This is a genomic window from Candidatus Soleaferrea massiliensis AP7 (genome assembly GCF_000820765.1).
Lineage (GTDB): Bacteria > Bacillota > Clostridia > Oscillospirales > Ruminococcaceae > Soleaferrea > Soleaferrea massiliensis.
On the sequence record NZ_CCYH01000004.1, the window covers coordinates 1 to 24,295 of the forward strand.

Below are 24,295 nucleotides of genomic sequence, written 5' to 3' on the forward strand. Positions count from 1 at the left end.
GGCCCGCAAGGTCAGCAAGGTCCCGGAGGAGAACCCGGCATGCAGGGCCCGCAGGGCATACAGGGAGAACCGGGTCCGCAGGGACCTGCTGGTCCCCAGGGCAGAACAGGGCCAACGGGTCCCCAGGGGGATATGGGGCCAAAGGGCGATCGCGGAGACATGGGTCTCCAAGGAGCGCGGGGAAATCAAGGGCCGACCGGTCCGCAGGGCCCTGCTGGTCCCCAGGGTAGAATAGGGCCAACGGGTCCCCAGGGGGATACGGGACCAAAGGGCGATCGCGGAGACATGGGTCTCCAAGGCGCTCGGGGAAATCAAGGTCCGGTCGGCCCGCAGGGTGCAGCAGGTCCGAAAGGTGATACAGGAGAACGAGGTCCTCAGGGAGAACCGGGCGCAGTGGGTCCAACGGGAGCAACGGGAGCGCAGGGGTTGGATGGTCCTGCGGGTGCGACAGGCGCAACAGGAGCCAGTCCCACAGTGACGGTGGGAACCGTGGAAGCAGGAACGACGGCAAACGTGACTGCCGCTCCCACGGATACCGGAATCGCATTGGATTTTGTCGTTCCGATAGGCCCAACGGGAGCAACGGGAGCGCAGGGGTTGAATGGTCCTGTGGGTGCGACAGGCGCAACAGGAGCCAGTCCCACAGTGACGGTGGGAACCGTGGAGTCAGGAACGACGGCAAACGTGACTGCCACCCCCACGGATACCGGGGTCGCATTGGATTTTGTCGTTCCGATAGGCCCAACGGGAGCAGCGGGAGCGCAGGGTTCAGATGGTCCTGCGGGTGCGACAGGCGCAACAGGAGCCAGTCCCACAGTGACGGTGGGAACCGTGGAAGCAGGAACGACGGCAAACGTGACTGCCACCCCCACGGATGCCGGAGTCGCGTTGGATTTTGTCGTCCCGATAGGTCCAATAGGCGCCATGGGAGAACAGGGGCCCGTGGGGCCGACCGGGCCGATGGGAGCCAGTCCCTCCGTGACTGTGGGGACGGTGGAAGCTGGGACGACGGCAAATGTGACCGCCACCCCCACGGATACCGGAGTCGCATTGGACTTTGTCGTTCCGATAGGCCCAACGGGAGCGACGGGAGCGACGGGAGTGCAGGGTTTGGTTGGCCCTGCAGGCCCAACCGGCGCCGCACCGACAGTATCTGTTGGAAGCATCACCACCAGCACCAATGGCAGCGCAGATGTTACCGGTACTCCCACGGAAAGCGGTGTGGAGCTCAATTTCACTCTGCCGCAGGGACCGGCTGGGGAGACGGGTGCAACAGGGGGAACCGGGCCCGCACCGGAAATCACTGTGGAAGAAGATACGCCTACCAGTTACAAGGTTCATTTTAAAACGGCCGATCAGGATATCGTCAGCCCGAATCTCCGTTCCACGATGGATTGCCACAACGTCAATTTGTCCGCTGCAAGCAGCACAGTGGATATTCCCGTGGGGCGCCTGGTCCTTACCTATCAGAATACATCCACAGCGGCAATCCGGATTTCCGTTCGCGCCCAGGATGCCGCGGTTCCGATTCTGGCCGATATCCGCCGGGCATCCATTTATGATAGTGCTGTTGAAGGACAGACTCTCAACAATACCCAAATTTCAACGCGTGTGGTGTTGGATGATACCGTTTACAGCAATTCTCAAGAGATGCATTGGATGAGAATCAGGCAGCGGGATCCCGATACAAACCTGTGGTCCATGTGTGAAGTGCGCACCTTTGCGTCCCTTGGCGGAGCGAGAACATCTGTCTGCATAGAATGGTTCTATACCGGAGCAGCGTTTCAGACGCCCTGATGCCTGCCGGTCAGCGGCATCATCTGCCGGAATAGGGACGTCATCAAAGCGAAACGATATCATAATGCGATATAGGAAAAGAAAAAGCCGTTCGTATCGAGACGAACGGCTTTTTTACGCGACCAACTGTGATATGGGGGATTCCATCATCCCTTCACGACTCAGATGGTCTTCTCTGCTGAGCGGACATATGCCTTTCGATAGTCTGCGGGAGACATCCCCGATTCGCGTTTGAACATCTTGGAGGTAGACATATTCCGCCTTGGCGCAGATTTCACGGACCGATTTATCGGTGCTTTCCAGCAGCTTTGCATATTCCATCCGTTTTTTACAGATGCAATCCGAAATCGATATCTGTTCCTCCCGTTTGAACAGCCGCGAGAAATCATTCGGATTCGAGTAAACGTGATGACTGATCTGTTCACGCGCCAGCTCGCTTAGCAGATGGCGGTCAATATACTGCTGTTTGATCTTCCGTTCATTGAGCTGCTGCTCATAGATGCTGATCTTCAAATCCTTGATTCCCCGGACCGTCGCGTTGAAGATGCCATAGACCTGGTCGAATTTCGCCAGCCGGGTCTGCTGGGTGATGCGCACGTCGAGGTCTGCGTCCCAAACCCGGCGCATTGCGGTAACAAGCGCCTTGAACGGCCGGGAAACCGAACGGATCGACTGCAGGAAGGCCCCCATCAGAACCAGGAAGACGCATATAATAGTAGCGAGGAACAAAAACATATTTAAATATGTTTTTTGAGAGCTGATGCATGCGTCAGCTCTTGTTTTTTACTTTTTATTGAAAACTGTGGATAAAACACGGCAGAGGTTGTCCCGCTTCTGCCATTTTTATTTGTTAACTGATAATCGCTTGGGTCTGTTTATAATTCTGTATAGGAAGGATCAAAGTTATTCTCGTTATGGAATCTCCCGCTCATTTCGTTTTTTAGCGTTGCGAGGGAGCACGGTGGCTTTTTTTGATCGGCTGAAGGGGCTTTTATTTTGAGAAGTCAACAAAAAGTCCAGATAATTTAGCAATAAATGCCGATTCTCGGTTAACAGTGAAGAAAAATCGGAAAGCAGTGTACTTATCATAACTTGTTGATAAAATGGTTTTTTCAAGGTATCGAGCGAATGCTTATAATCTGAAAGTCCTAAAATATAATCGGCACTGCAATTGTATAGCTTTACAAGTTCTGTTAAATGGCGTACTGGTAATTCATACACTCCTTTTTCATATTCAGAGTAATACTGTTGGCGGATTCCTAAAAATTCTGCAACCTGTTTTTGAGTCATATTGTGATCTTCCCGGATTTCACGGATCCTTATGTGCGGCGGTTTTATCATTTATTTATCACACCGTTTCATTCTATTTTATGTTTGATACTTAAAGTATAGCTACTAGACTTTAAAAATCAATTGCCTGTAAACAGGTGATGATACAGAGTCCCTGGTTCCACAAAAAATGATGAAATGATACCTTCAAAACAGTTGGCCAATTCTTGATTATATAATGGGATTGGTCAAAGCATACTTTTTGACAACCTCCCAAAGTGGTGCAAGCTTCTGTTGTTCTTTTTTGTTATTTTAGGTGGACAATTGTAATATTTATGTTATAATTGTAGTAAATATTTAGGAGTATTACAAAGGAGATCAGGTTTTATGTCAAATTATGTATGGATTAATTGTGCATACAGAACAGAAGGATTTGACACTTGCACAGTTGAAAGAAATGTATGACGCGAATGATATAATTACAGATCCTGATTATCAAAGGAATTATATCTATAATAGGGAAAGAGCATCAAGCTTAGTAGAGTCTATTTTAATTGGGATTCCGATACCTATTGTTTACTTATGCGAAGAAGATGAAGGAATTTATTCTGTTATTGATGGTCAGCAACGAATAACATCATTTGTAAAATATCTTAAAAACGAATATGCTTTAACAGGGCTTACAGAGTTGCCCCAACTGAATGGACTGTATTTTAGGGATTTAGAAAAGAGTATTCAAAGAAAATTGAATGCCAAAGCACTAAAAGCGATTAGTTTAAATAGAGATTCTCAGGAATTGAAATACGAAATTTTCTCTAGGCTAAATCTTGGTGCTGTCTCATTAAAACCCCAGGAGCTTCGCAACTGTTTATATCGAGGCAGTTTTAACAACATGTTAAAAGAAATTGCTAAGAGTAATACTAATTTGCAAGTTATGTTTCATGATAGCAATGAGAGAAGTTCATATGAAGAGCGAATACTTAGATTTTTTACACTGAGAGAAAACTATGCCATTAAATCTACCTATGTAAAGGCTATGAATAGTTTTATGGAAAAGCATCAAAACGATTCAATAATAGAGTTACAAAAAGCTAAAACTCTTTTTAATAGTACAATAGATATTGTAAAACAAATCTTAGGTGAAGATGCGTTTTTCTCAATTAAACAACGAAAAAAATTCAATGGGTCAGTGTATGATTCAATTATGATTCCTTTTTCATTTTTTGATAGACATGATTTGATTCTTCATGCAGATGAAATACGAACTGAAATATTAAAAATAAGAGAATTAGATGAAGATTACAAACAAAGTGTATATTCAGGCTCTAATTCCAGTAAAAAAGTCATTGGGAGAATTTCTAAAATAGCAAATGTACTTACTAAAGTCACAGGTAAATCAGGCTGTGATAGAGTTAGCAGGTTTTTTTCAGAGGAAGTAAAAGAACAGCTATTTACACCAGGATGTGTATGTAGTTATTGTGGAAATGTCATCTTGAATATCGATGATTGTGAAGTGGATCATATTGTTCCTTTTTCACAAGGTGGACCTACTGAATTAAGCAATGCACAACTTTTACATCGCTACTGTAACCGAAAAAAAAGCGATAAAATATGTGAGCAATAAGAAAAAGGTGAGACAATGCCCCAAATCGTACAGCGCGGCTTTCTGCCGGATGATAACATCCAGTTCAGCGACGCGGCCATGCAGACGCTTCTGCGCGCCCAGCGCGAAATCTGCTTCCTGCTCGACCATGGCTACGAGATGGAAAAGACCGTGACCTTCGTCGGCAACCATTACCAGCTGTCCGCCAGACAGCGTATGGCGCTGACCCGCGCTTCCTCCTCACAGGCGCAGCTGGAGGAACGGGCGAAAAAGCGGATATCCGGCGCCCTGGATGGCCGTCAGGTACAGATCGACGGCTTCAACCTGATCATTACGCTGGAGACGGCACTGTCCGCTTCGACGCTGCTTTGCTGTATGGATGGTACGGCGCGCGACCTGTGTGGTCTGCACGGCACCTACCGGCTGATCGACAAAACCGAACCGGCCGTCTGTCTGATCCTCGAAGAGCTGCGCCGCCGGGGCGCGGCATCCGCATGGTTCTGGCTGGACGCGCCGGTCTCCAATTCCGGCAGGCTGCGCGGGGAAATCGTGAGGCTTGCCCGGGAAATGGATTTCCCGGCCGAGGTACAGCTCGTGCCGAACGCCGACGCGATGCTCTGGGAACAGGACTGCGCCGTCACCAGCGACGCGGTGATTCTGGACCGGTGCGGAAGCTGGGTCAATCTGGCGCGTGAGATCATCGACGCCCGCCTGCCCGGCAGATGCTTCGTAAAGCTGGACGGCGGTGATCCTCCATCCGATTGAACGGTAAAAACAGCATATCGACGCGGACGCGCGGAGGACAGAACCCTCTTCTGTCATCCGCGCGTTCTTGATGCCGCGGGGAACGTTCTGTTAAAAAATCTTGAAGATGGTTGAATACGCAACCATCTCGTGCTATACTGAAAACAGTTGAGCATCCAACCGATTGAGACAAGGGGAAAACGGGATGAAGAAACCGCATTTTCTGACGAAACACACCTCCATCATCTACCGGCAGGGCAACCGGTTTTATGACCGGGAACTGTCCCGCTACAATATCGGCTGCGGACAGCAGTTTTTTTTATTGCGCATTTATGAGAATGAGGGTATCAGCATGGTTGATCTGGCACAGCTGGGCTTCTATGACAAGGGCACCGTGACCAAGGCGGTGCAGAAGCTGGAGGAACAGGGATACATCGCGATCAAATCGGACCCGCTGGACAAGCGCATCCGGCGGGTGTATACGACCCGGGAAGCACAGCCGATCATCGAGGGGATTTATGACGCGCGCAGGAGATGGAACGAGGTGCTGACCGCCGGCATGACCGATGAGGAGGCCGGCATGGCCGAACAGCTGCTTGACAGAATGGCGGACAACGCCTATCAGTATATGAACAGGAAGGAGCCTGACAAGGAATGAATGAAAAGGAACAAGAGGTGCAGACACAAAACCCATTGGGATACAAGCCAATCGGGAAGCTGCTGCTGGCGTTTTCAGTGCCGGCGGTGGTTTCCTGCATTGTGAACTCGGTATACAACATCGTAGACCAGATCTTCATCGGACAGGGCGTTGGATACTTAGGAAACGCGGCGACCACCGTCGCGTTTCCGGTCATGACGATCATCATGGCGATTGCGACGCTGATCGGTTCGGGCGGCGGCGCCTATGCGGCGATCAAGCTCGGTGAGGGAAACAAACAGGAGGCGCAGAAGACGCTCAACAATGTGTTCGCGCTTTCACTTGCGGCGGGCGTCGTGATCATGATTCTGGGACTTCTCTTTATGGAGCCGGTGCTGCGGGTGTTCGGCGCGGCGGATGAAAGCATCATGGCCTATTCGAAGGAATATGTCTGGGTGATCCTGCTCGGCGTCCCGTTCAGCGTGCTGGGCGTGGCATTGTCCAGTATGGCGCGGACCGACGGCGCGCCGCGGCTCTCGATGTACGGCATCCTGATCGGCGCGGTGCTGAACACGATTCTCGACCCGATCTATATCTTTACGTTCAACTGGGGCGTCAAGGGCGCGGCGCTGGCGACCATTACGTCGCAGATGCTTTCGGCGGTGATCCTGACCGTTTACTTCTGGAAGCGCGGGCATATGCGCCTGAAGCTGCGCGAGATGAAACCGAACCTGCGGGTCTGCCGGAAAACCTGCACGCTTGGGGTATCCTCGGGCATCACGCAGCTGGTGGCCTGCATCATGCAGGTGGTCATGAACAACACGCTGGTTACATACGGCAACCAAAGCCCGATTGGCGGCGGCGTGGCGCTCAGCGCGATGGGCATCGTGCTGAAGATCGGCATGATTCTGGCGTCGGTCGGCATCGGCATCGGTATCGGCGCGCAGCCGATCCTTGGGTTCAATTACGGCGCGCAGAAGCCTCAGCGCATCCGGCGGACCTACCTGACGGCGGTGACAGCCGCGACCGGCATCATCTTCCTGGGCTTCATCGTCTGCCAGACCATGCCGGAACCGATTCTGCAGCTGTTTGGCGGCGGAAACGAGCAGTTCAGTGTATTTGCCGTCAAATGTATGCGCATCTATCTGGGCGGCATCTTCTGCGCCGGCATCCAGATCGTCTCGACGAACTATTTCCAGGCGACCGGCCAGCCGATGAAGGCCGCCGTCCTGTCGATGCTGCGGCAGCTGCTGCTGTTGATTCCGCTGATCATCCTGCTGCCGATGTTCTTCGGACTGGACGGCGTCCTGTTTGCGGGACCGGCCGCGGACATCACCTCGGCGGTGATCGTCATCTGCTTCGTGGTGCCGGAGATGCGCAAGCTTTCCCGCCAGATTCGGGAAGCGCAGAGCAGGCAGGCATTGGAACCGGAATTGTCCCAGCCGGTCGGGCAGGGAGTATCAATATAAACCGAAGGGTCCCGTGCAAAGCATATGCTTTGCACGGGACCCTTTTAAATTCTGTTAATGAACGGTATGCGTTCGAGTCCGGATTGTAAAGATACACGTTGCCGGATAATTGCTGTGTGGCTGCGGCATAGCCGTTTCATTGCATCCGCCAAGTGCCGCTTTGGCCGGAAAGATGTATCCTCTGGTTTGCTGTGGAGCGGTGCGCTTCATTTAGTTTGTCGAATAATTTGTAAAGTTTTGCTCGGGGCAGTGGGCTTCGAGCCGAAATAGATTGAACAGATGGGATCGAACCTATCATTTCATGTCTTGCAGTACGCCGGCAAAGCCCGCATCCACTGTTGTGGATGCGGGCTTTCTTTGAGATTTAATCTCCGCGATCGATATGTGTATGGTGTGCGCTGTGTATCTGTTACATCGTCCAACCACTCCAAGACTGAAAACGGCTGCTTAAGGATTTAAAGAAATGCAGCTGCACTTTACCATCCGTATAATTATACTTGGAAATTACATCATCGATGCCGTCGCCGTCAAAGTCGCCGGCAACCAGGCTGTTGACATGGTTGGCATAATACCATTTTGGCGTCATCTCTGAAAACCAGATGCCCGGGGTCTGAAAGCTCGCACCGGTGGAGGCAAAAACATGAACCTGTGATTTTCCATCCCCGTAGTCATACATCGTCACAATGTCATCCTTGCCGTCATTGTTGAAGTCTCCGGTGGTCATGCGGTTTCCAACATCCTGCGCTTTGTATCCGGGATCGGAGTACCACCACTTGATGCCCGCAAACGACGTGCCGGTTGATAGGAAGGTGTGCAGGGACATGCCGCCTGTCGAACCCTCATAGTCATACATCTCCGCGATATCGTCCTTGCCGTCGCCGTTGAAGTCGCCTGCAACCAGCCGGCCGGTTACCTTGCTGGCATTGAACTGCGTTTCGTTGCGCCACCACTTCGGACCCTGGAAGGATGTTCCTGTTGACAGGAAGGTGTGAATCGATGCGTTGCCGCTGCCATAATCGTACATGGAGGCGATATCATCCTTACCGTCGCCATTGAAATCGCCGGCAACCATACGGCCATCCACCTTCAGCGCATTGTACTCCTTGTCGGAATACCACCACTTTACATCGTTAAAGGAGGAACCGGTGGACATGAATGTGAGAAGGGCCATTTCACTGCCGCCGTAATAGTACATGACCGCGATATCATCCTTGCCGTCGCCGTTAAAGTCGCCGGCGACAATACGGTTTCCCACATTGCTGAATGTAAACCATGAGGTGCGCCGCCACAGCTGGTAGGATTTGTCGCTGCCTGCCAGCCGGACGCAGATGCTCATGGTGTTGTGCCCGCCGGTATCTTTTCCGCCGTCAAACAGCGTCGCCACGTCGTCCTTGCCGTCGCCGTTGAAATCCCCTGACAACGCAACCGCGGACGCCGGCACATAGGTGCGCTCGTCAGTCAGGACATAAGCGTAACCGTTGCTGATCTGAGGGGACTCGAACAGGTTATAGGAGATATAACCGTACCCGTTGAGTCCATAACCGGGGCCCCATGAATTGATGAATTTAAATGCTTGCTTGCTGTCATCATAACCAACCAGACAGATGGCATGGTTGCCGCCCATTTTACCGGCTGTTGAGTCGTAGACCTGATTGGTACTGCTGATATTATCAAAATCAGGATAGGTCACAATATGAATAACAACACAGTCACCCGATGCCAAGTATTGTTTTACAGCACTGGTTCCCTTAATGGTTCCATTTTTAACGGCTTTGTATTTGGATGCTATATTCCGCTGCGTGGTGTTCGGCTGTGTCCGATAATCATTTTGGTTGTATGGCATATCCGCCAGTGTACACACGCCCTGCTGGACAATCAGTTTCATCGCGTCAGCTATAGAAGAACCCTCATCCCTGCCGCCATTGATCTGATTGTAGATATATGCCGGGCTGAATTGTGTCGCAGTGCTGGAAACGCCCCATCCTCTTTCTGCATTTTCCTGATAGGACTTCAAGGCATAACCCACAGCCCAGGCAGTACAGCTTCCCTGCGTTCCCTGATTACCGGGGGCCGGAACCTTAGATGAGAGATCGACTGTCGACGGCAGCGCGTCTGCGCTTGGCAAATCACTGGAACTAAGCAGTAGTGACTGCAGTTCTTCTTCCGAATCGGGAATACATCCATAAGAATGTTCCGTATCCTCCGCATTGGCTATAGAGGATGTCAATCCAGGGGAAACGGTCAAAGTAACGACCAACGCAAGGGATAGAATCATACTTAAAAAAGATTTTGTGTTTTTGCCGCCTTTATGTACAGCATGCCACAAATGTTTTTTCATGGATAAAAACTTCCTTTCTGTTTAAACACAGTGTTCTTATATCAGAGACTATTTGCTGTACATTGGAATCGCCTCCGTAAAACGCATAATAAATTTTTTGACAGAAAATATTAAATTTTACTTAAATAATATCATAATATGAATATAAAATGTTTGATATTTTAATAAATGATAGATGGATTTTATGCTTTTTTTCGACTGTAAAAATGATTATTTTTATTATTTCGACGTATATTTTATGAATATTTATTATTCACCGTTTCATCAAGTACATTGCATGAGATTTCGTTCCATAACCGTCGGCATGAAAAGACCGGGAGGAAACCGTATGCTTCCTCCCGGCTGATGATCCATTTCGGCGGTTCATTCCACACAGACCGCGCCTTTGCTGACCGGTTCTGTCAAATAGCACTGGTCATATTTTTCCCGCATGGCTTCGAATGCATGTCCGGCCTTCTCCGCATCCCGATAAAGGCCGATGACCGCGCTGCCGGACCCGGTCATCACCGATCCGTCCGCGCCGAGCGCCGTCATCTCAGACACAATTGCTTCGACCGGCTCGATACGCTGCATCGTCTGCAGGACGTTGCCCATCGACTTTGCGGCAAGCTTGATGTCCCGTGCGGCGATCGCCTGTTTGAGCTGCTTGGTTTTCGGCCTGAACCTGGAACCAACCTCGTCGTACCGCTTGAAGCTCGCGGCGGTCTCAATGCCGATGGACGGCTTGGCAATCAGGATATGGCATCCGGTGAGCGGCGGGAGCGGCGTGACATGCTCGCCGATGCCTTCTACGAACGCGGTGCCGCCGCGGATGCAGAACGGCAGGTCGGCGCCGATTTGGACGCCGATTTCACAGAGCTCTGCGGTGGAAAGAATCCCTCCATACATCCGGTTCAGCCCAACGAGCACCGCCGCCCCGTCCGCGCTGCCGCCGGCAAGCCCCGCCTGTGCCGGAATCCGCTTCTGGATAGCGATATGGATGCCCGACAGTCCGGCATCCGCCTGATGATTGATGCGGCTGTCTGAAGATAAAGAATCCCTGTGTCCCTTTCGATCTTCATCCGCCGCCCGGACCGTTATCTGTTCCAGAAAGCGCTGAGCCGCCCGGTATGCGATGTTTCTGCGGTCACAGGGCACGGCCGGGTCGTCGCAGGTGATGGTAATCTCCCCGCGGTCCGGGCGCAGTGTGACAGTATCATACAGGGAAACCGTCTGCATGACCATCTCCAGCAGATGGTAGCCGTCCGGCCTGACGCCGACAATATCCAGACTCAGATTGACCTTGGCCGGAGCCTTCACCGTGATAATTTCCATGAATAACATCCTTTCCTGTCACAGTTGATCGTATGGCTTATCCCTTATCATAGCCCGGGTGGGATGGAAAAGTCAAGCGCGAATACTTGCGAAACGGATGATTTCGCGTTATAATAGAAGAAATATTCCCAAATCAAGCGCCGGTGAACGGATGAAACCGGATTGGATCAATAAGAGGAGTGAACGGTATGCCTATCAATATTCCCGATACCCTGCCCGCAAAAAAGGTACTGGAAAATGAGAATATCTTTGTTATGACCGAACAGCGGGCGACCCATCAGGACATCCGCCCGCTGAAAATCGCCATCCTGAACCTGATGCCCAAGAAGATCGACACCGAAACCCAGCTTCTGCGCCTGCTTGGAAACACCTCCCTGCAGGTGGATATTGAGCTGCTGCAGACCGCGTCGCATCAGTCCAAAAATACGCCGAGCGAGCATCTGTTTAAATTTTATAAGGTGTTTGAGGACATCAGGGATCAGAAGTTCGACGGTCTGATCATCACCGGCGCCCCGGTGGAGAACCTCGATTTCTGCGAGGTGGATTACTGGGAGGAGCTTACCCGCATCATGGAGTGGAGCAAGACGCATGTTTATTCCACCCTGCACATCTGCTGGGGGGCGCAGGCCGGGCTTTACTATCATTACGGCATCAACAAATATGAGCTGGATGAAAAACAGTTCGGCATCTTTGAGCATCATGTTCTGCATCCGACCCATCAGCTGGTGCGGGGCTTCGATGAAAAATTTTATGTGCCGCATTCCCGGCACACCTATACCAAGCGCGAGGATATCGACAACCATCCCGATTTGGAGCTGCTCACCTATTCCCCGCAGGCCGGGGTACATATTGTCGCCGATAAAAAGGCGCGCAACTTCTTTGTGACCGGTCATTCGGAATATGACCGGAACACGCTGGCGGATGAATATCACCGCGATCTGGACAAGGGGCTTCCGATCAAGGTGCCGTATCATTATTTTCCAAATGACAATCCGAACATGACGCCGCTGTTTCAATGGCGTGCGCATGCGAATCTTTTATTCTCGAACTGGCTGAACTACTTCCTGTATCAGCAGACGCCGTATGACTTGAGCCGGCTTGGACACGCGCAGGAGGAACGCTTATGATCATGTATGAAACCTGGGTCATCTTTCTGATGATGTATCTGCTGCCGCTGGTGATGATTCTGCTGGGCTTTCTGCTCAAGCTGTTTCCGCCGAAGTATGACAACGCCATTTTTGGATTCCGCTCGGAGCGGTCGCTTTCATCCAAAGAGATGTGGCGGTATGCGCAGCAGTCGTTTGCCAAAAAGAGTCTGCTTGCCGGGGCGATCATTCTGGTGGCTTTGATGTTTGTAAACATGCTCTGGCCGCTGCACCAGCCGATTCTCAATATCACCGCTGTCACGGTGAGCGTGATTGCGCTGGTTGTCATTTATGTTTGGGTGGAGCTGGAGCTTAAAAAGAAGATGAAGTGAATTCTTTCTGATAGAAAAGAGACTGACAATTGATTTTGTCAGTCTCTTTTTTTGCCAAGATACCTTGGCGCGGTGGAGGCTATGCCGCTGTGACGCGGCGGTCTTATCGTATTTGCCAAGTGACACTTGGCTGTGTGGTCGTTACTCTTTTGCGCGGCCAAAAGAGTAACCAGAAAAGGCCGTTCAAGGGGGCCATGCACAGTGCCGCTCCTAGCCAGATGGCCCCCTTGAAAATCCCCTCTGATATCCCGTTATCTGCTACGGCCGCCTGCGGGCGGCATTTTGCTTTTGGCTGGGTGGTTGGGTATACCTAGCAGCGGACGCTTCCCCGGTTACTGGTTTCTCGCATAGTACCCCAATACTTCGGCTGGTACGGATAAATATCATTTAAAAGATATGTTTTTACCGCTAGACGAAGAAGCCCAAAAACTTTTATAGCAAAACTATTCTTTAGCGTAACTACTATGCCAGACATTTAACGTCTAAATTCTGATGAATAAGCTCTTAGATCGTATACTAGAAAATAAACACTGTAGTAACGTTGTTTCTGCTATTACAGATCACATTTCTATCGTTTTCTTCTGGAATCTTTATAATAGAAATAGAACGATAAAAGAGGAAGTATGTATAAATATGGATCGGGATCAGCTTGATATAGAAATCTGTACATGGAGAAGCAAACTAAATCTGCTTGTCGAAAACCATGCAGATCAAAATGAAATTTTGCAGGTAAGCAGGAAACTGGACGAGCTTTTGAATGCATATGAGACTTTCTGCATGGAAGATGAAAAGAACTAATAAGTTTATATGCGGTTACATAAAGAAAAGGCAGCAGGAGTTGGACAATGAAGAATTTGCAGAAGTTCCGGGAATCGATACGTTTAAATCAGCTTGCGCTGGCCATGAGAATCGGCGTGGCACAGGAAACAATCAGCGCGTATGAAAGTGGCCGGTCAAATCCCAGCATCAATACTCTGCTGAAACTTTGTGATGAATTGGATGTATCAGCTGATTATCTGCTGGACCGAACCAATGTTCCCACTTCAATTGAACAATTCTTACAAAAAGACTTATCTGAAGAAGAATTAGAAATGCTGTCAGCCTATCGAAAGCTTCCTGTCACCAAGCAGAAACGCGCAGTTGGAATCTTAATTGGGATGCTCTATAAAGATGAATAAAAAGTATCGCAGGGTTGCCCCGGCGATGCTTTTCTTATATAAACTTACGATTCCATCCGCTCAATTTATTCAAGATACATTCCAGCCAAGGTATTGGGGTACCGCAGGTACAACCTGTAACCGGGGAAGCGTCCGCTGCTAGGTATGCCCAACCACCCTGCCAAAAACAAGAAGCCGCCCGCAGGCGGCCGAAGGGGAAAGCGGGATATCAGAGGGGATTTTCAAGGGGGCCATCTTGCCAGGAGCGGCACAGTGTATGGCCCCCTTGAACGGCCTTTCTTGGTTACTTCTTTGGCCGCGCAAAGAAGTAACGACCACACAGCCAAGTGTCACTTGGCAAACAAAGAAAAACCGCTGTGCCACAGCGGAGTAATAGCCATGTGATACTTAGTAAATAAAATGATATGATAAAAAGGGGAGCCTGTCGAATGGGCAAGCCAGATAAGGAAGTAATTATGTAGGGGATACGGTGCGGAGCCGGAATGGCGCTGCGCCGTATCTTTTTCCGTTAGGCTACGAATTTGAAGCTCTGCGGGTTTTCCCGAATTTCTTCCATCATAGCCCGGATTTCTTTTTCGGTGGGAATATCGATCATTCCCACCGCTGTGAAGTAGATATCCACCTTGACGTGACAGTGACCGTCATACTTGTCGTTGTTGTGAACTTCAATGCGCTCGATCAGCGAGTTGACGAGGGTAGGCGTAAGCTCCTTGACGTCGGTGATCTCCCGCAGAGTACGGAGTACCAGCCGCAAATCCACCGCTTTCTGTTCGGCGTTCTGCAAGGTCTTCTGACCTTCGGCAACCTCCGCAGACAACGTTTTCTGCTCCTGCTCGTATTTTCGGAGCATTACCGCAAAGCGTTCATCGGAGAGAATACCCGAAGCGTTTTGCTCGAATACCCGTTCAATCAGTCGGTCGATTTCCGTGATCCGCTTTGTTCCATTATCCACCGCCTGCTGGAGCCTTTTGTATTCTTTCTGCCGCATAGCGTTGTTCTTCTTTGCCAGCATATACAGAAACACCGGCTCGTAGCAGCGTACAAAGTCCGCAAGATTGCTGACCGCCTCCAACACGATTCGCTCCAACACAACGTCCCGGATATAGTGGATTTGGCATTTTCCTCTGCCGGATTTGTAATTAGAACAGCGCCAAAACTCCTGATTGCGTCTCAGGCTTTTTGCGGCGCAGAAATGCAGCTTGGCTCCGCAGTCGGGACAGTAGACCAAGCCGGAAAAGAGACTTGCCCTGCCGGTCTTGGTGGGTCTGCGGCGGTTTTCCCGAAGCTCCTGCACCCGAAGCCACTGTTCTTCCGAGATAATCGGTTCCTGCATATCGGGGATGATCCGGTGTTCCTCCTTCGGCTTGTAGATCGTTTTATGCACCTTGTAGCTGACGGTGGTGGTCTTGAAGTTGACCGCGCAGCCGGTGTACTGCCGGTTTTCAAGAATACCTACAATCGTTTTCTGATCCCACGCATAGGGATTTTGGTACTCTTTCCGTGCGTGGGTTCTGCCTACGGATTCATAGTAGGCGCTTGGGATCAGCACCTGCTCTTTCTCAAGCTGCCGTGCGATCTGGGACGGGCCACGCCCCGCAAGGCAGAGCGCATAAATCCGTTTTACCATCTCTGCGGCGGGTTCGTCTATGACCCATTGCTTCTGGTCGCTCTCCGACTTCTTGTATCCAAACGGTACGGTTGGGGATACCCGTTCGCCGTGTTCCGCTTTCGACTGCCATACCGCACGAATTTTCTTGGAAGTCTGCGCCGCATACCACTCGTTGAAAATATTATGGAACGGCATCAATTCCGCACCGCTGTTCCGAAAGGTGTCCACATTTTCCTGAATGGCGATAAACCGAACGCCCAATGAAGGATAGCGGATTTCAAGGTACTGCCCAACCTCCAGATAATTCCTGCCGAAGCGTGAAAGGTCTTTTACGACCACGGTAGAAACCTCGCCATTCTCAATCATTGCCTCCATCCGCTTAAATCCTTCCCGCTCAAATGTTGTACCGGAAATACCATCGTCCACGAAAATTTGCGGGTTTGCCAGTCCGTTCTGACGGGCATATGAAAGCAGGATGTCCTTTTGGTGACTGATGGAATTCGACTCGGAATCCAGTCCATCGTCTACGGATAAGCGGCAGTAAAGCGCCGTAATTTTTTCTTCGGTTTGCCCGTTTGTTTTGTTTGCTGTTGTCATTCTGAAAATTCTCCTTTCCGACAACCGGGCATTGCAAAGGCATTATCATTTTACAATACCCGGCTGTCCTTTTCCAATGTGTGAAACTAAATCAGCTTTTCCGAGAGGATCAGCCGCTTGAATTGCTCCAGTACGCTTTCTTTACCCGTTGTGCTGAAATGGGTGCGGACGTCATAAGCGGTGCCGCCGATTTTCAGAGAAAACTCATCTTCTCCCCGAAAGCACACCAATTCTCCGCTTTCAATGTTGACGTCAGGGCAGGATCGAAGTACAATATCATTGAGATTGTCTTCCTCTACAGGCTTCGGCGGCAGCATCCAAATAACATTGGGATCAAAGGTATAACCGTCTTTTGTTTTCATCTTCCTTCACCTTACCTTTCGTCACGGCTTCTCTGCCGAATGAGAAATTTGCGGTAATGCTCGCAGGCTTTGAGGACGAAATCCTCCGCCTGTTTCGGGTTGGCATTGGGGACAAACTGCCTGATGCGCTCCATCGGCAGCTTGAACATCTCCCGCTGGTTCGCCTTTTCCTCCGTCATAATGTCCCGGAGGACAGGCGGCGAAAGCAGTCCCTCCCGGTCTGCCTTGTGCAGCCGGAACGCCTGCGAATAGGACGGGGTGCAGTCGTTCATCTCGCACTGCTCCAAAATCTCCCGCTGTGTCGCCTTATCCAGATAGGAAAGCTCCACGCCAACGGACAGCGCCATCTTGCCCTCATCCATTTTGTCGAGGAATTCAGGGATCAGGTGGGTTAGGCGGATATAGCGGCGTACTTGAGATTTGCTGTCATCGGACTGTTGAGCGATAATCTCCGCTGTTTCTAACTTCCGACCAACTTGGTCGGAAGTTAAATCTGAACGGTATCCCTGTCGGCTCATCGCATCCAGCTTCAACTTGTACGCAAACGCCTTTTCGGAGGGTAGGATATGCTCACGGTGGAGGTTGCTGTCCACAAGGAGGATGGCGGCGGCTTCTCGGTCGATAGCATAAATCAAGGCAGGAACCGTTTCCAGCCCTGCCTTCTTCGCCGCATACAGCCTGCGGTGTCCCGATATGACCTCATAGTGATCCGGTTGTCCGTCCATCGGTCGGACGAGCAGCGGAGAAAGGATTCCGTTTTGTCGGATGCTTTCCGTCAAGCTCTCCATTTCCTCGTTGTCCTGCACTTTGTACGGATGCCCCTCAAAAGGGTATAATTGCTTCATAGATATATTTGTTTTTGTATTCTTCATCGTTCATGACCTCGTTCTTTCTTCATAATTAAATTGTTGTGTTTCATTTCGACTTGCTGTTCTGCGTCAAGAAGCTCCTTGATCCTCGGAATATGCTCCTCAATGCGCTTGGCAATTTTTAATTCTTTGCGTAAAGGCGTGATCTGCCTTGTGAGTTCCTTTGCCTGTTCCTTCAACGCCGCACCTTCCTCCGGCGATTTTACCCGCCGCAGCTTCAGGCGCAGGGCGTAGCGCTTTTTCTCCAATGCAGCAATCCGGGCAGACAAATCTTCCTGAAACGACAAAAGCTCCTTTGGCGACTGGATGTTGTTGTCGCAAAGGAGCCTATATTCTTCCAGATATTGATCTAATTTCCGTACTTCTGCCCGCATCACCGGGGAAAGCGGGCGGTTTGGCTGCTGCTCAATGTTGCTGCCGGTACAGAGTTTTAAGAGTTCTATGAATAACTGAAACAGCAGCGTCACCATGTCCATCCGCTGCGCCTTTCGGAATTCATATTCAAAGGACAGCAGCGGCTTTCGTTTCCATACGGGATATACGACCGCATACAGTTCGGGTTTGCGCTGATTATCGAGCAGTTTTTCCCGTATGCTCTCTCTGGAATACTGCTCTCCGAGACTGTCGATGCGGATGGCTCTCTGCCAACCGGTGGCGGTTACAGAAGGATGTTCATAGCGGAAATCCCGTTCCAAGCGGTAACCGAGGGATTTCAGATAGTATTCAAGACTCTTGTAGCTGGAACACTTCGAGAGCGCTTCATCCATATCTTTTTGCAGTTGTCCACGGTGGGTGAGTTTGCCGGACTTTTCAGCCCAGTACGCTCTTTTATCGCCGTAAAAGTGCGTGAACGGGATGACGGATTTCCCATGTTCTCTGCAAATGGCATCGGAGATTTTGCGAAGCTCGATGTGGTCACGGATATGGTTTTCAAACTTCCTGCCGGTCTTGAAGGATACCGAATTGACCACAAAATGATTATGAAGATTATCCGTGTTCAGATGGGTGGTGACAACGACCTCATATTCCTTGCCCCACATCCGCCGTGCGGTTTCCACGCCGATTTTGTGCGCTTCCTCCGGTGTGATCTCGCCCGACGCAAAGCTCTGATACCCGTGATACGCCACATTGCCGCCGAGCTTGCCGTATCGCCGCTTGGTCGCCATCATGCAGCGGTACGCTCTCTGCTTCGGGCAGTTGATCCCCGATACATACATTGTCCGGTCGGTCTTCTGACCGTTCTTCACATACCGCAGCGCCGCCCACAAATCTTCGTCTAAAAACCTTTTGTCGGTGGTCTTATCGGGATTCTCTGCGTAGTCGATGACCTCCTTCAATCGGGATTTGACCGGCCAGAAGCCTGTTGACGCCATTCCGCCACCTCCCGCACGATTGCCTTTCTGCTCTGCTTCGGCGTATCTATGAATTCTGCATAAATCTCGTCAAACAGCGCCATTGCCGCCGCTTCGGTTTCGGGAGTAAGTTCCCGGTTCAGAAGCTCGCACAGTTTGTCGTAGAAATCAAAAAAGGCGTCGGGCTGCACCGCTGTCGGTGCATAGCCCAGCGCCCTTTTTACAACATATTCACTCATCGGCAGTCCGCACGTTTTGGCTATATGACGGATGGCTTCTTTTTCTTTCGGCTTGACCCGTATCTCGATCCGGGCAAGTTTTTCTTTTTTGTTTGTGTTCATATACATTCCTTCTTTCTCTGATGGGGTCTTAGGGGCATAGCCCCTAAAGTGGGGCAGGCAGCGTTCCCGCTGCCTGCTCCTTTGGGAACTTGCCGTACAAGTTCCCTGCTTGCTACGGTGTAAGACGCACACCGCAGGTGAATTTCTCCCATCCTCTGCGGCTTGTACCGTAGGGGAGCGTTCTCATTTGTGCAAACCTTTCGAGGAGTTCCGTTTTTCTTTGATTTCGCCGTCATTCTTTAGTCGTGTGCCGTCAATATTCCGGAATAGTGGAACCGTTAGATATGGTGGGGGCAATTCTTTTGAATGTTGCAATCATAGTACCGTCAAAAACGGGAAAAAGTGTACCCTCAGAAGTTATCAAGGAAATCAAGCACCGCTTCTTCGGCCTCGGCACTGTTTTCTTTCGCTTCTGGTATTTGTGCGGGCGGTGTCTGCACAAACTGCAATAAACCGCCAAGGGGATTGTACTTTGCCATTTCCGTCCGAACGGTGGATATGACCCTTTCAAGGAAAGCATCTTCGGCTGCCGTCCTTTCGGATAACTCCACAAACCCGCATATAGCGAAAATGACCGCCTTGCTGTACGATTTCTCTGCGCTTTGCAGATAGTCATACGCCCTGCGGTCATTCTCTTTATTCAGATTAAAGCGGATTTTTACATTTTTTACATTCATTTCGCACCGCCGTTTCTGCCAAGCGAAACAAGGGCCATATACTCATATCCTTTTGCCGGTGCGCAAATATCCGATTCGATATACACACGGGTTTTGTCGTACTCCGCAAAGTTGCGGATCAGACAGCCACCGCCGCCGACCACATAAAGATTCATTAGTTTGGGGTCGTACTCGTGTTCACGCAAGCGGCGCAAGATACCGGCAGTGTATTCTTTTGCAGTTTTGATAACCGTATCAAGATACTGCCCGTCAATGTCTGCCGTCCCTTTCTTCAAAATCTCCGTGGTGATCGTATCGTCAAGGGAAGCGTGGTGCAGCTTCATCATCTGCTCCCGAATGAGCAGGGAGCATTGATACGTCCCATACTTCTCGGTAAACATATTCTGCGCGTCCGGCTTTTTGTTCACGATTCGAAGCAGGTTCATCGTGCCGTTGCCGATGTCGCAAAGCATACTGACGCCGGTGAATTGATTCAGCTTGTCCGCAACGGCGGCAAACCCCTGCGGGAAAATATCTGCCCCGACAATGCGGACGGAGTATTCCACGTTCCGAAACACAAAGGTCACATTCCTGTTCTGAAGCAGGTAATTCTTAAATTCCGCTTTCTGCCCGCTTACCCAAGTAAGCGGAAGTCCTGCGGCGATGTGAACGTCGGCGGAGGTGATATTTTCTCTGCGAAGCTCACGGGCAATGGCGGCAAGCGTGAGAACATAATAGTCCTCGTCGTTAAACTTGTCCGCCGTAAACTCCTTATGACCGACGCCGATGGAATAGTATTTGCCGTTCCATACAAGCAGGTCGCTCACAAAGACGGGTTCAGTATCGCTTTTCATAACGCCGGTGGGGAAACAGCAGTTTGCCGTTTTCATATTGCCGTATCCGTGGTCGATACCGATGATTTTTGTGTTGTTAAAGTTTTTCATGTCCTTTTCCTTCTTTCTCCCCGTCTTTCCGGGGCGTCGATTTTAAGGGTTGATTTTGTTCTGCCGTAAAATGTCCGCATACAGTTCTTTTTCGGCGGGCAATACCGCCTTTTTGAAATAGTTGCAGTAGATACCGTAAATGGAGATCAACTGCACACAGCGATGGCTTTCGCCGTCGTCCAGCAGCAGGCAGTTGCCGTCCCCGTCGCAGTTGGCGCACAGCCTTTGCACAAGGCGGTGAACAGCGGCGGACTGCCTCGGCTTCATTCTCCAAGCCATTTGTTTTCCCTCCTTTCCTTTTTCGGGCAGCAAAAAAGCCGCCGGTTTCCCGACGGCACAGCCCTGCATATTTGTGAGGTTTTTGATCCCTCTACTATATAGAATGTGGGAAAATGCGAAAATCAAATGGAATAGCGCAACAGCACGAAACAGAAAAACGCAACACGGCTCATCCCTTGATTTTCCGCTGTTTTTATGGTATAATGAGAAAAAATCAAGCAGAAGAAACCGGAACGGTGAAACATGTTTATCAAATCTTCTGCAAAGAGGGAGGCAAGCCTATGAATCCGTTTCTTACGGCGGAATACCGGGACGGCAGGGTACGAATCGGAGATAAAACCTATGCGGCGGGCGCTTACGCCGTCCATCTGATGAATCAGTATTACAAAAACGATACCGCCGCACGCATTGCCGTATTCACAACGGATAATTTCCGGTTGGAAAATATGCTTCGGCTCGGTTATCTGAATCTTTCCGAATATATCCGTTCAGGTGAACGGCTGGCAAATATTTTCACCGCCCTGCCGTGGCTGAAGCCTTTTGATCTGCTCGACACAGACAGCGAAAGAAATAGAATCGCAAAGCTGTTCGCAAAAGACAACGGCGAGATGATCCGGGAATATTTTGCCCGCCGCAGCAAGATGAGTGAAATGGACGACGCACAGGAAGTATTTCATATTTACCCGAAAGAATACGATAAGGATTTCTTTACCCATGCGGAGGCTTTGCTGGAAGAAGTAAATGCGGCGCTGTGTTTCTACGATGCTTTGAGCGAGGATATCCGGAATGCCTTTGAAAAACTCCGGGATTTCGTAAACCGCATGGGTGAAGTCTCCCGCTTTGATGAAGCGCATCTTCTCCCGATTGCGCTGGAGATATTCAACGCGGCTCCCTTTCCCGTCCGAACGGAATATGTGCCGCAGCAGAAGAACGCCAAAAGCTCCGTCTCCGTGGTCGCACGGAAGCTGTACTTTGACCGTTATTACAGCTTTGTCATAACGGATTTCTTTGAGGGACTGCATTACGGGCATTATCCGAGACGGTGCGGGATTTGCAAAAACTATTTCCTGATGACCTCCGCCCGCCGCCAGCAGTATTGCAATGGGATCGCTCCCTATGAAGTCCGTGGCAAAAGGCTCACCTGCCGGAAGTACGCCGCCAGCGTTCACCGCAAGGAGCTTGCTGCCGCCGATCCGGTCATCGACCTCTACAATCGCCGCTGCGCCGCCATCCGTGTGGAAAAAGGCAGGCAGACGATCACGCCGGAGTTTGCCAAGGCGGCGCAGACGCTGGCGAAGGAATACAAGCTGCGTGCCAAGCAGGACGCGGCATATGCCAAAAAACAGTATGCCGTAAACATGAGCCGGGAACGGCTCTATGCCGAAACGGACAAGCGGATGAAATGAACTGCATTTTCCCCGGAAGGAGGCGGACGCCGTGGAGGAGTGGGAAGATGAATTTACGATGTACCGTATCACCCCGGCTCCGCCGAGGGAAAGCGATTTGCAGAGATATATCGACCGATACCTTGCCGAAAAAGACAAGAAATACTTCGGTTGGTTTCTTCATTATTACGAGCGCATTATCAACGAAAAGGCTATGGGGATCGTGCAGGATTATGCGATGGCGGGGCATTTTTCCGACGTCAAGCAGGCGTATGCTATGGGAATGTGGGCTGCGCTGCAAACATACGACCCAAACCGCGGCGTTCCTTTTATCGTGTATAAGGAATACGCCGCCATGCGGGCGGTACACGACCACATCCGAACCATGCGCAACGGTCATACGGTGCCGACCGATGACGAATACCGAAGACTTCGCCGGGCTATGCGGCTGTATTGGGAATACGGCGAAAAGTCTGATCCTGCCACGATGGAAAAGATTGCAGCCGAGCTTGCAACCAGCGTGGAAAAAACGCTTGAAATTATAGAGGCCGGACTGCGCAGTACGCGGTTTGTGGAGTTTTACCGAACATACGCCGATGTGGACAGCGAGGAGGGTCAAGAGGAAATCGCATACGACAGTACATCCGAAACGGAAACGCTGTTCTTCCGGCTTGAACGGGCAAATGCAGTCATGGCGGCGTTTGAGAGCCTCGACTACCGGGAACGGGCAGTCGTTTCAGCGCACCTCGGATTCTGTATGGAGTGTTATTCCACGAAAGATAAAGGAGAGCCGTTCATCGACATTGCCATTGACCACGCCTTATCCTCCCCCGATACAGCGGACAAGATTTACCGCAGAGCCTTGCGGAAAATGAAAGAGAATTTGGAAAAACAGGAACTTGATGAGGCGTAAAAACGCAAAAAAGCCCCGTCCGAACGCAGAAAAACTGCAAATCGGGCGGGGCTTTGCCATGCATGAAAATCGGCACATTCGATTCTTCCTCTGTATTTGCCTAAAATGGGTGTGTCCATATTTTTCATGCTTTTCGGGTAAAATACAGATACAATTTATCCGGAGGTCAAAACAAAATGGAAAGGAAAATCACAAACGAAGTCATGAAGCGTTTCAGAGAATATCTGCGAAGGGAGGAAAAAAGCAAAAACACCGTGGAAAAGTATATGCGGGACACACTGGCCTTCACCGTATGGCTGGACGGCGCAGAGGTCACGAAGGACACGGCGGTGGCCTTCAAGCAGCAGCTTGTGGAGGCGGGCTACGCCGTGCGGAGCGTCAATTCCATACTGGCAAGCCTCAACAGCCTGTTTTCCTTCCTCGGCTGGACGGAGTGCAAGGTGAAAGCGCTGAAGCTCCAGCGGCAGGTTTACTGCCCCGAAGAAAAGGAACTGACCAAAGGCGAGTATGAGCGCCTGTGCCGGACGGCACAGAAAAAGCACAACAAAAGGCTCAACCTCATCCTGCAAACCCTCTGCGGCACGGGCATCCGGGTGAGCGAACTGCGATTTATCACGGTGGAAGCGGTCAAACGCGGCGAAGCGACCGTATCGCTCAAGGGCAAAACCCGGACGGTATTTCTCGTAAAAGACCTGCAAAAGAAGCTGCTGCGCTATATCGCAGAGCAGAAGATCGAATCCGGCGCGGTTTTCGTCACCCGCACGGGCAAGCCGATGAACCGCACCAATGTCTGGCGAGAGATGAAAGCGCTGTGCAAGGAAGCAAATGTCAACCCCGATAAGGTGTTCCCGCACAATCTGCGCCACCTGTTCGCACGGGTGTTCTACGGGATCGAGAAGGATATCGCCAAGCTGGCGGACATCCTCGGCCACAGCAGTATCGACACCACACGCATTTATATCGTCTCTACCGGCACGGAGCACCGCCGCCGCATGGAGAAAATGCGGCTGATCTTATAAAAAACGCCGCCGAAACCCGACAGCGACATAATCCGTATTATGTTGCAGATATGGGAAAAGGGTATAGCTATCCCACCCTGTAACCGTACATAGTTTAGCACATTTTTCGATACTTGTCAATATGCCAGACTCGAAAAAGCATG

24 protein-coding genes are annotated in these 24,295 nt (G+C 50.7%); 12 read left to right on the top strand and 12 right to left on the bottom strand.

The genetic code is table 11. From position 1 onward, the window contains the following. Positions 1 to 1,101: 1,101 nt before the first annotated feature. On the top strand, positions 1,102 to 1,797 hold the full coding sequence (locus tag BN348_RS14120) for a collagen-like protein (protein ID WP_242844278.1): 696 nt from the start codon (positions 1,102 to 1,104) through the stop codon (positions 1,795 to 1,797). Between the two features lie 114 nt (positions 1,798 to 1,911). On the opposite strand, the gene BN348_RS00295 is transcribed toward BN348_RS14120, so the two are convergent. Further along, positions 1,912 to 2,532, bottom strand: coding sequence for a helix-turn-helix domain-containing protein (locus tag BN348_RS00295; RefSeq protein ID WP_156136350.1), 621 nt, complete (start codon positions 2,530 to 2,532; stop codon positions 1,912 to 1,914). Between the two features lie 177 nt (positions 2,533 to 2,709). After that, on the bottom strand, positions 2,710 to 3,138 hold the full coding sequence (locus BN348_RS14340; protein WP_082020698.1) for a helix-turn-helix domain-containing protein: 429 nt from the start codon (positions 3,136 to 3,138) through the stop codon (positions 2,710 to 2,712). A 325-nt stretch (positions 3,139 to 3,463) separates the two neighbouring features. Between BN348_RS14340 and BN348_RS12750 the strand changes: the two genes are divergently transcribed. The 4 genes from BN348_RS12750 (at position 3,464) to BN348_RS00320 (ending at position 7,519) form a co-directional block, all read left to right on the top strand. Beyond that, a complete protein-coding gene (locus BN348_RS12750) occupies positions 3,464 to 4,690 on the top strand; it encodes a GmrSD restriction endonuclease domain-containing protein (RefSeq protein WP_052446574.1) in 1,227 nt (408 codons plus the stop codon). 15 nt (positions 4,691 to 4,705) lie between these two features. Further along, a complete protein-coding gene (locus BN348_RS00310) occupies positions 4,706 to 5,434 on the top strand; it encodes a DUF434 domain-containing protein (protein ID WP_040195486.1) in 729 nt (242 codons plus the stop codon). Positions 5,435 to 5,618: 184 nt separating this feature from the next. After that, complete coding sequence (locus BN348_RS00315; RefSeq protein ID WP_040195488.1) at positions 5,619 to 6,071, top strand: MarR family winged helix-turn-helix transcriptional regulator; 453 nt, start codon at positions 5,619 to 5,621, stop codon at positions 6,069 to 6,071. After that, complete coding sequence (locus tag BN348_RS00320) at positions 6,068 to 7,519, top strand: MATE family efflux transporter (RefSeq protein WP_040195489.1); 1,452 nt, start codon at positions 6,068 to 6,070, stop codon at positions 7,517 to 7,519. Before BN348_RS00315 ends, BN348_RS00320 begins: the two co-directional genes overlap by 4 nt. Positions 7,520 to 7,928: 409 nt before the next feature. Here BN348_RS00320 and BN348_RS12755 read toward each other — a convergent pair whose 3' ends face one another. After that, on the bottom strand, positions 7,929 to 9,857 hold the full coding sequence (locus BN348_RS12755; RefSeq protein WP_082020699.1) for a C1 family peptidase: 1,929 nt from the start codon (positions 9,855 to 9,857) through the stop codon (positions 7,929 to 7,931). 363 nt (positions 9,858 to 10,220) lie between these two features. After that, positions 10,221 to 11,171, bottom strand: coding sequence for a 4-(cytidine 5'-diphospho)-2-C-methyl-D-erythritol kinase (ispE, locus tag BN348_RS00335; protein ID WP_040195490.1), 951 nt, complete (start codon positions 11,169 to 11,171; stop codon positions 10,221 to 10,223). A 188-nt stretch (positions 11,172 to 11,359) separates the two neighbouring features. Between ispE and metA the strand changes: the two genes are divergently transcribed. The 4 genes from metA (at position 11,360) to BN348_RS00350 (ending at position 13,826) form a co-directional block, all read left to right on the top strand. Then, positions 11,360 to 12,298: a homoserine O-acetyltransferase MetA gene (gene metA, locus BN348_RS00340; RefSeq protein WP_040195491.1), complete on the top strand. Its 939-nt coding sequence runs from the start codon at positions 11,360 to 11,362 to the stop codon at positions 12,296 to 12,298. Then, positions 12,295 to 12,648 (top strand): SdpI family protein, encoded by a 354-nt coding sequence (locus BN348_RS00345; protein ID WP_040195492.1) that lies wholly within the window; start codon positions 12,295 to 12,297, stop codon positions 12,646 to 12,648. Before metA ends, BN348_RS00345 begins: the two co-directional genes overlap by 4 nt. A gap of 633 nt (positions 12,649 to 13,281) precedes the next feature. After that, positions 13,282 to 13,446, top strand: coding sequence for an aspartyl-phosphate phosphatase Spo0E family protein (locus tag BN348_RS14010; protein ID WP_197068245.1), 165 nt, complete (start codon positions 13,282 to 13,284; stop codon positions 13,444 to 13,446). A gap of 47 nt (positions 13,447 to 13,493) precedes the next feature. Further along, positions 13,494 to 13,826 carry a helix-turn-helix domain-containing protein gene (locus tag BN348_RS00350; protein ID WP_052446576.1) on the top strand — a complete coding sequence of 111 codons (333 nt, stop codon included), beginning with the start codon at positions 13,494 to 13,496 and terminating at the stop codon, positions 13,824 to 13,826. A gap of 508 nt (positions 13,827 to 14,334) precedes the next feature. On the opposite strand, the gene BN348_RS00355 is transcribed toward BN348_RS00350, so the two are convergent. From BN348_RS00355 to BN348_RS00390, 8 genes are all read right to left on the bottom strand, one after another. Continuing rightward, positions 14,335 to 16,032 (bottom strand): recombinase family protein, encoded by a 1,698-nt coding sequence (locus BN348_RS00355; RefSeq protein WP_052446577.1) that lies wholly within the window; start codon positions 16,030 to 16,032, stop codon positions 14,335 to 14,337. A gap of 86 nt (positions 16,033 to 16,118) precedes the next feature. Then, positions 16,119 to 16,394 (bottom strand): transposon-encoded TnpW family protein, encoded by a 276-nt coding sequence (locus BN348_RS00360; protein WP_040195493.1) that lies wholly within the window; start codon positions 16,392 to 16,394, stop codon positions 16,119 to 16,121. Between the two features lie 11 nt (positions 16,395 to 16,405). Next, positions 16,406 to 17,266: a ParB/RepB/Spo0J family partition protein gene (locus tag BN348_RS00365; RefSeq protein WP_040195494.1), complete on the bottom strand. Its 861-nt coding sequence runs from the start codon at positions 17,264 to 17,266 to the stop codon at positions 16,406 to 16,408. Further along, a complete protein-coding gene (locus tag BN348_RS00370; protein ID WP_040195495.1) occupies positions 17,263 to 18,636 on the bottom strand; it encodes a relaxase/mobilization nuclease domain-containing protein in 1,374 nt (457 codons plus the stop codon). Before BN348_RS00370 ends, BN348_RS00365 begins: the two co-directional genes overlap by 4 nt. Then, entirely contained in the window at positions 18,597 to 18,956 is a 360-nt protein-coding gene (locus BN348_RS00375) for a plasmid mobilization protein (RefSeq protein WP_242844279.1), read from the bottom strand. Before BN348_RS00375 ends, BN348_RS00370 begins: the two co-directional genes overlap by 40 nt. A gap of 350 nt (positions 18,957 to 19,306) precedes the next feature. Then, complete coding sequence (locus tag BN348_RS00380; protein WP_040195498.1) at positions 19,307 to 19,633, bottom strand: hypothetical protein; 327 nt, start codon at positions 19,631 to 19,633, stop codon at positions 19,307 to 19,309. Beyond that, a complete protein-coding gene (locus BN348_RS00385; protein ID WP_040195500.1) occupies positions 19,630 to 20,556 on the bottom strand; it encodes a ParM/StbA family protein in 927 nt (308 codons plus the stop codon). Before BN348_RS00385 ends, BN348_RS00380 begins: the two co-directional genes overlap by 4 nt. A 42-nt stretch (positions 20,557 to 20,598) precedes the next feature. Beyond that, complete coding sequence (locus tag BN348_RS00390) at positions 20,599 to 20,835, bottom strand: cysteine-rich VLP domain-containing protein (RefSeq protein ID WP_040195599.1); 237 nt, start codon at positions 20,833 to 20,835, stop codon at positions 20,599 to 20,601. Positions 20,836 to 21,116: 281 nt separating this feature from the next. On the opposite strand from BN348_RS00390, the gene BN348_RS00395 reads away from it, so the two are divergent. The 3 genes from BN348_RS00395 to BN348_RS00405 all read left to right on the top strand — a co-directional run bounded on the left by BN348_RS00395 (position 21,117) and on the right by BN348_RS00405 (position 24,152). Then, positions 21,117 to 22,241: a DUF6076 domain-containing protein gene (locus tag BN348_RS00395; RefSeq protein WP_040195501.1), complete on the top strand. Its 1,125-nt coding sequence runs from the start codon at positions 21,117 to 21,119 to the stop codon at positions 22,239 to 22,241. A 31-nt stretch (positions 22,242 to 22,272) separates the two neighbouring features. After that, positions 22,273 to 23,133, top strand: coding sequence for a sigma-70 family RNA polymerase sigma factor (locus BN348_RS12760; protein ID WP_052446578.1), 861 nt, complete (start codon positions 22,273 to 22,275; stop codon positions 23,131 to 23,133). 176 nt (positions 23,134 to 23,309) lie between these two features. After that, on the top strand, positions 23,310 to 24,152 hold the full coding sequence (locus BN348_RS00405) for a tyrosine-type recombinase/integrase (RefSeq protein WP_040195502.1): 843 nt from the start codon (positions 23,310 to 23,312) through the stop codon (positions 24,150 to 24,152). Positions 24,153 to 24,295: the final 143 nt, after the last annotated feature.

What these genes read in the sequence shown, in the direction of transcription:
- BN348_RS00405 (WP_040195502.1), top strand. Translation starts at nt 23,310, where the DNA reads ATGGAAAGGAAAATCACAAACGAAGTCATGAAGCGTTTCAGAGAATAT.
- BN348_RS00345 (WP_040195492.1), top strand. Translation starts at nt 12,295, where the DNA reads ATGATCATGTATGAAACCTGGGTCATCTTTCTGATGATGTATCTGCTG.
- metA (WP_040195491.1), top strand. Translation starts at nt 11,360, where the DNA reads ATGCCTATCAATATTCCCGATACCCTGCCCGCAAAAAAGGTACTGGAA.
- BN348_RS00350 (WP_052446576.1), top strand. Translation starts at nt 13,494, where the DNA reads ATGAAGAATTTGCAGAAGTTCCGGGAATCGATACGTTTAAATCAGCTT.
- BN348_RS00395 (WP_040195501.1), top strand. Translation starts at nt 21,117, where the DNA reads ATGAATCCGTTTCTTACGGCGGAATACCGGGACGGCAGGGTACGAATC.
- BN348_RS00320 (WP_040195489.1), top strand. Translation starts at nt 6,068, where the DNA reads ATGAATGAAAAGGAACAAGAGGTGCAGACACAAAACCCATTGGGATAC.
- BN348_RS00295 (WP_156136350.1), bottom strand. Translation starts at nt 2,532, where the DNA reads ATGTTTTTGTTCCTCGCTACTATTATATGCGTCTTCCTGGTTCTGATG.
- BN348_RS00380 (WP_040195498.1), bottom strand. Translation starts at nt 19,633, where the DNA reads ATGAATGTAAAAAATGTAAAAATCCGCTTTAATCTGAATAAAGAGAAT.
- BN348_RS12755 (WP_082020699.1), bottom strand. Translation starts at nt 9,857, where the DNA reads ATGAAAAAACATTTGTGGCATGCTGTACATAAAGGCGGCAAAAACACA.
- BN348_RS12750 (WP_052446574.1), top strand. Translation starts at nt 3,464, where the DNA reads ATGTATGGATTAATTGTGCATACAGAACAGAAGGATTTGACACTTGCA.
- BN348_RS00355 (WP_052446577.1), bottom strand. Translation starts at nt 16,032, where the DNA reads ATGACAACAGCAAACAAAACAAACGGGCAAACCGAAGAAAAAATTACG.
- BN348_RS00315 (WP_040195488.1), top strand. Translation starts at nt 5,619, where the DNA reads ATGAAGAAACCGCATTTTCTGACGAAACACACCTCCATCATCTACCGG.
- BN348_RS14340 (WP_082020698.1), bottom strand. Translation starts at nt 3,138, where the DNA reads ATGATAAAACCGCCGCACATAAGGATCCGTGAAATCCGGGAAGATCAC.
- BN348_RS14010 (WP_197068245.1), top strand. Translation starts at nt 13,282, where the DNA reads ATGGATCGGGATCAGCTTGATATAGAAATCTGTACATGGAGAAGCAAA.
- BN348_RS00365 (WP_040195494.1), bottom strand. Translation starts at nt 17,266, where the DNA reads ATGAAGAATACAAAAACAAATATATCTATGAAGCAATTATACCCTTTT.
- BN348_RS00370 (WP_040195495.1), bottom strand. Translation starts at nt 18,636, where the DNA reads ATGGCGTCAACAGGCTTCTGGCCGGTCAAATCCCGATTGAAGGAGGTC.
- BN348_RS00360 (WP_040195493.1), bottom strand. Translation starts at nt 16,394, where the DNA reads ATGAAAACAAAAGACGGTTATACCTTTGATCCCAATGTTATTTGGATG.
- BN348_RS00310 (WP_040195486.1), top strand. Translation starts at nt 4,706, where the DNA reads ATGCCCCAAATCGTACAGCGCGGCTTTCTGCCGGATGATAACATCCAG.
- BN348_RS00390 (WP_040195599.1), bottom strand. Translation starts at nt 20,835, where the DNA reads ATGGCTTGGAGAATGAAGCCGAGGCAGTCCGCCGCTGTTCACCGCCTT.
- ispE (WP_040195490.1), bottom strand. Translation starts at nt 11,171, where the DNA reads ATGGAAATTATCACGGTGAAGGCTCCGGCCAAGGTCAATCTGAGTCTG.
- BN348_RS00375 (WP_242844279.1), bottom strand. Translation starts at nt 18,956, where the DNA reads ATGAACACAAACAAAAAAGAAAAACTTGCCCGGATCGAGATACGGGTC.
- BN348_RS00385 (WP_040195500.1), bottom strand. Translation starts at nt 20,556, where the DNA reads ATGAAAAACTTTAACAACACAAAAATCATCGGTATCGACCACGGATAC.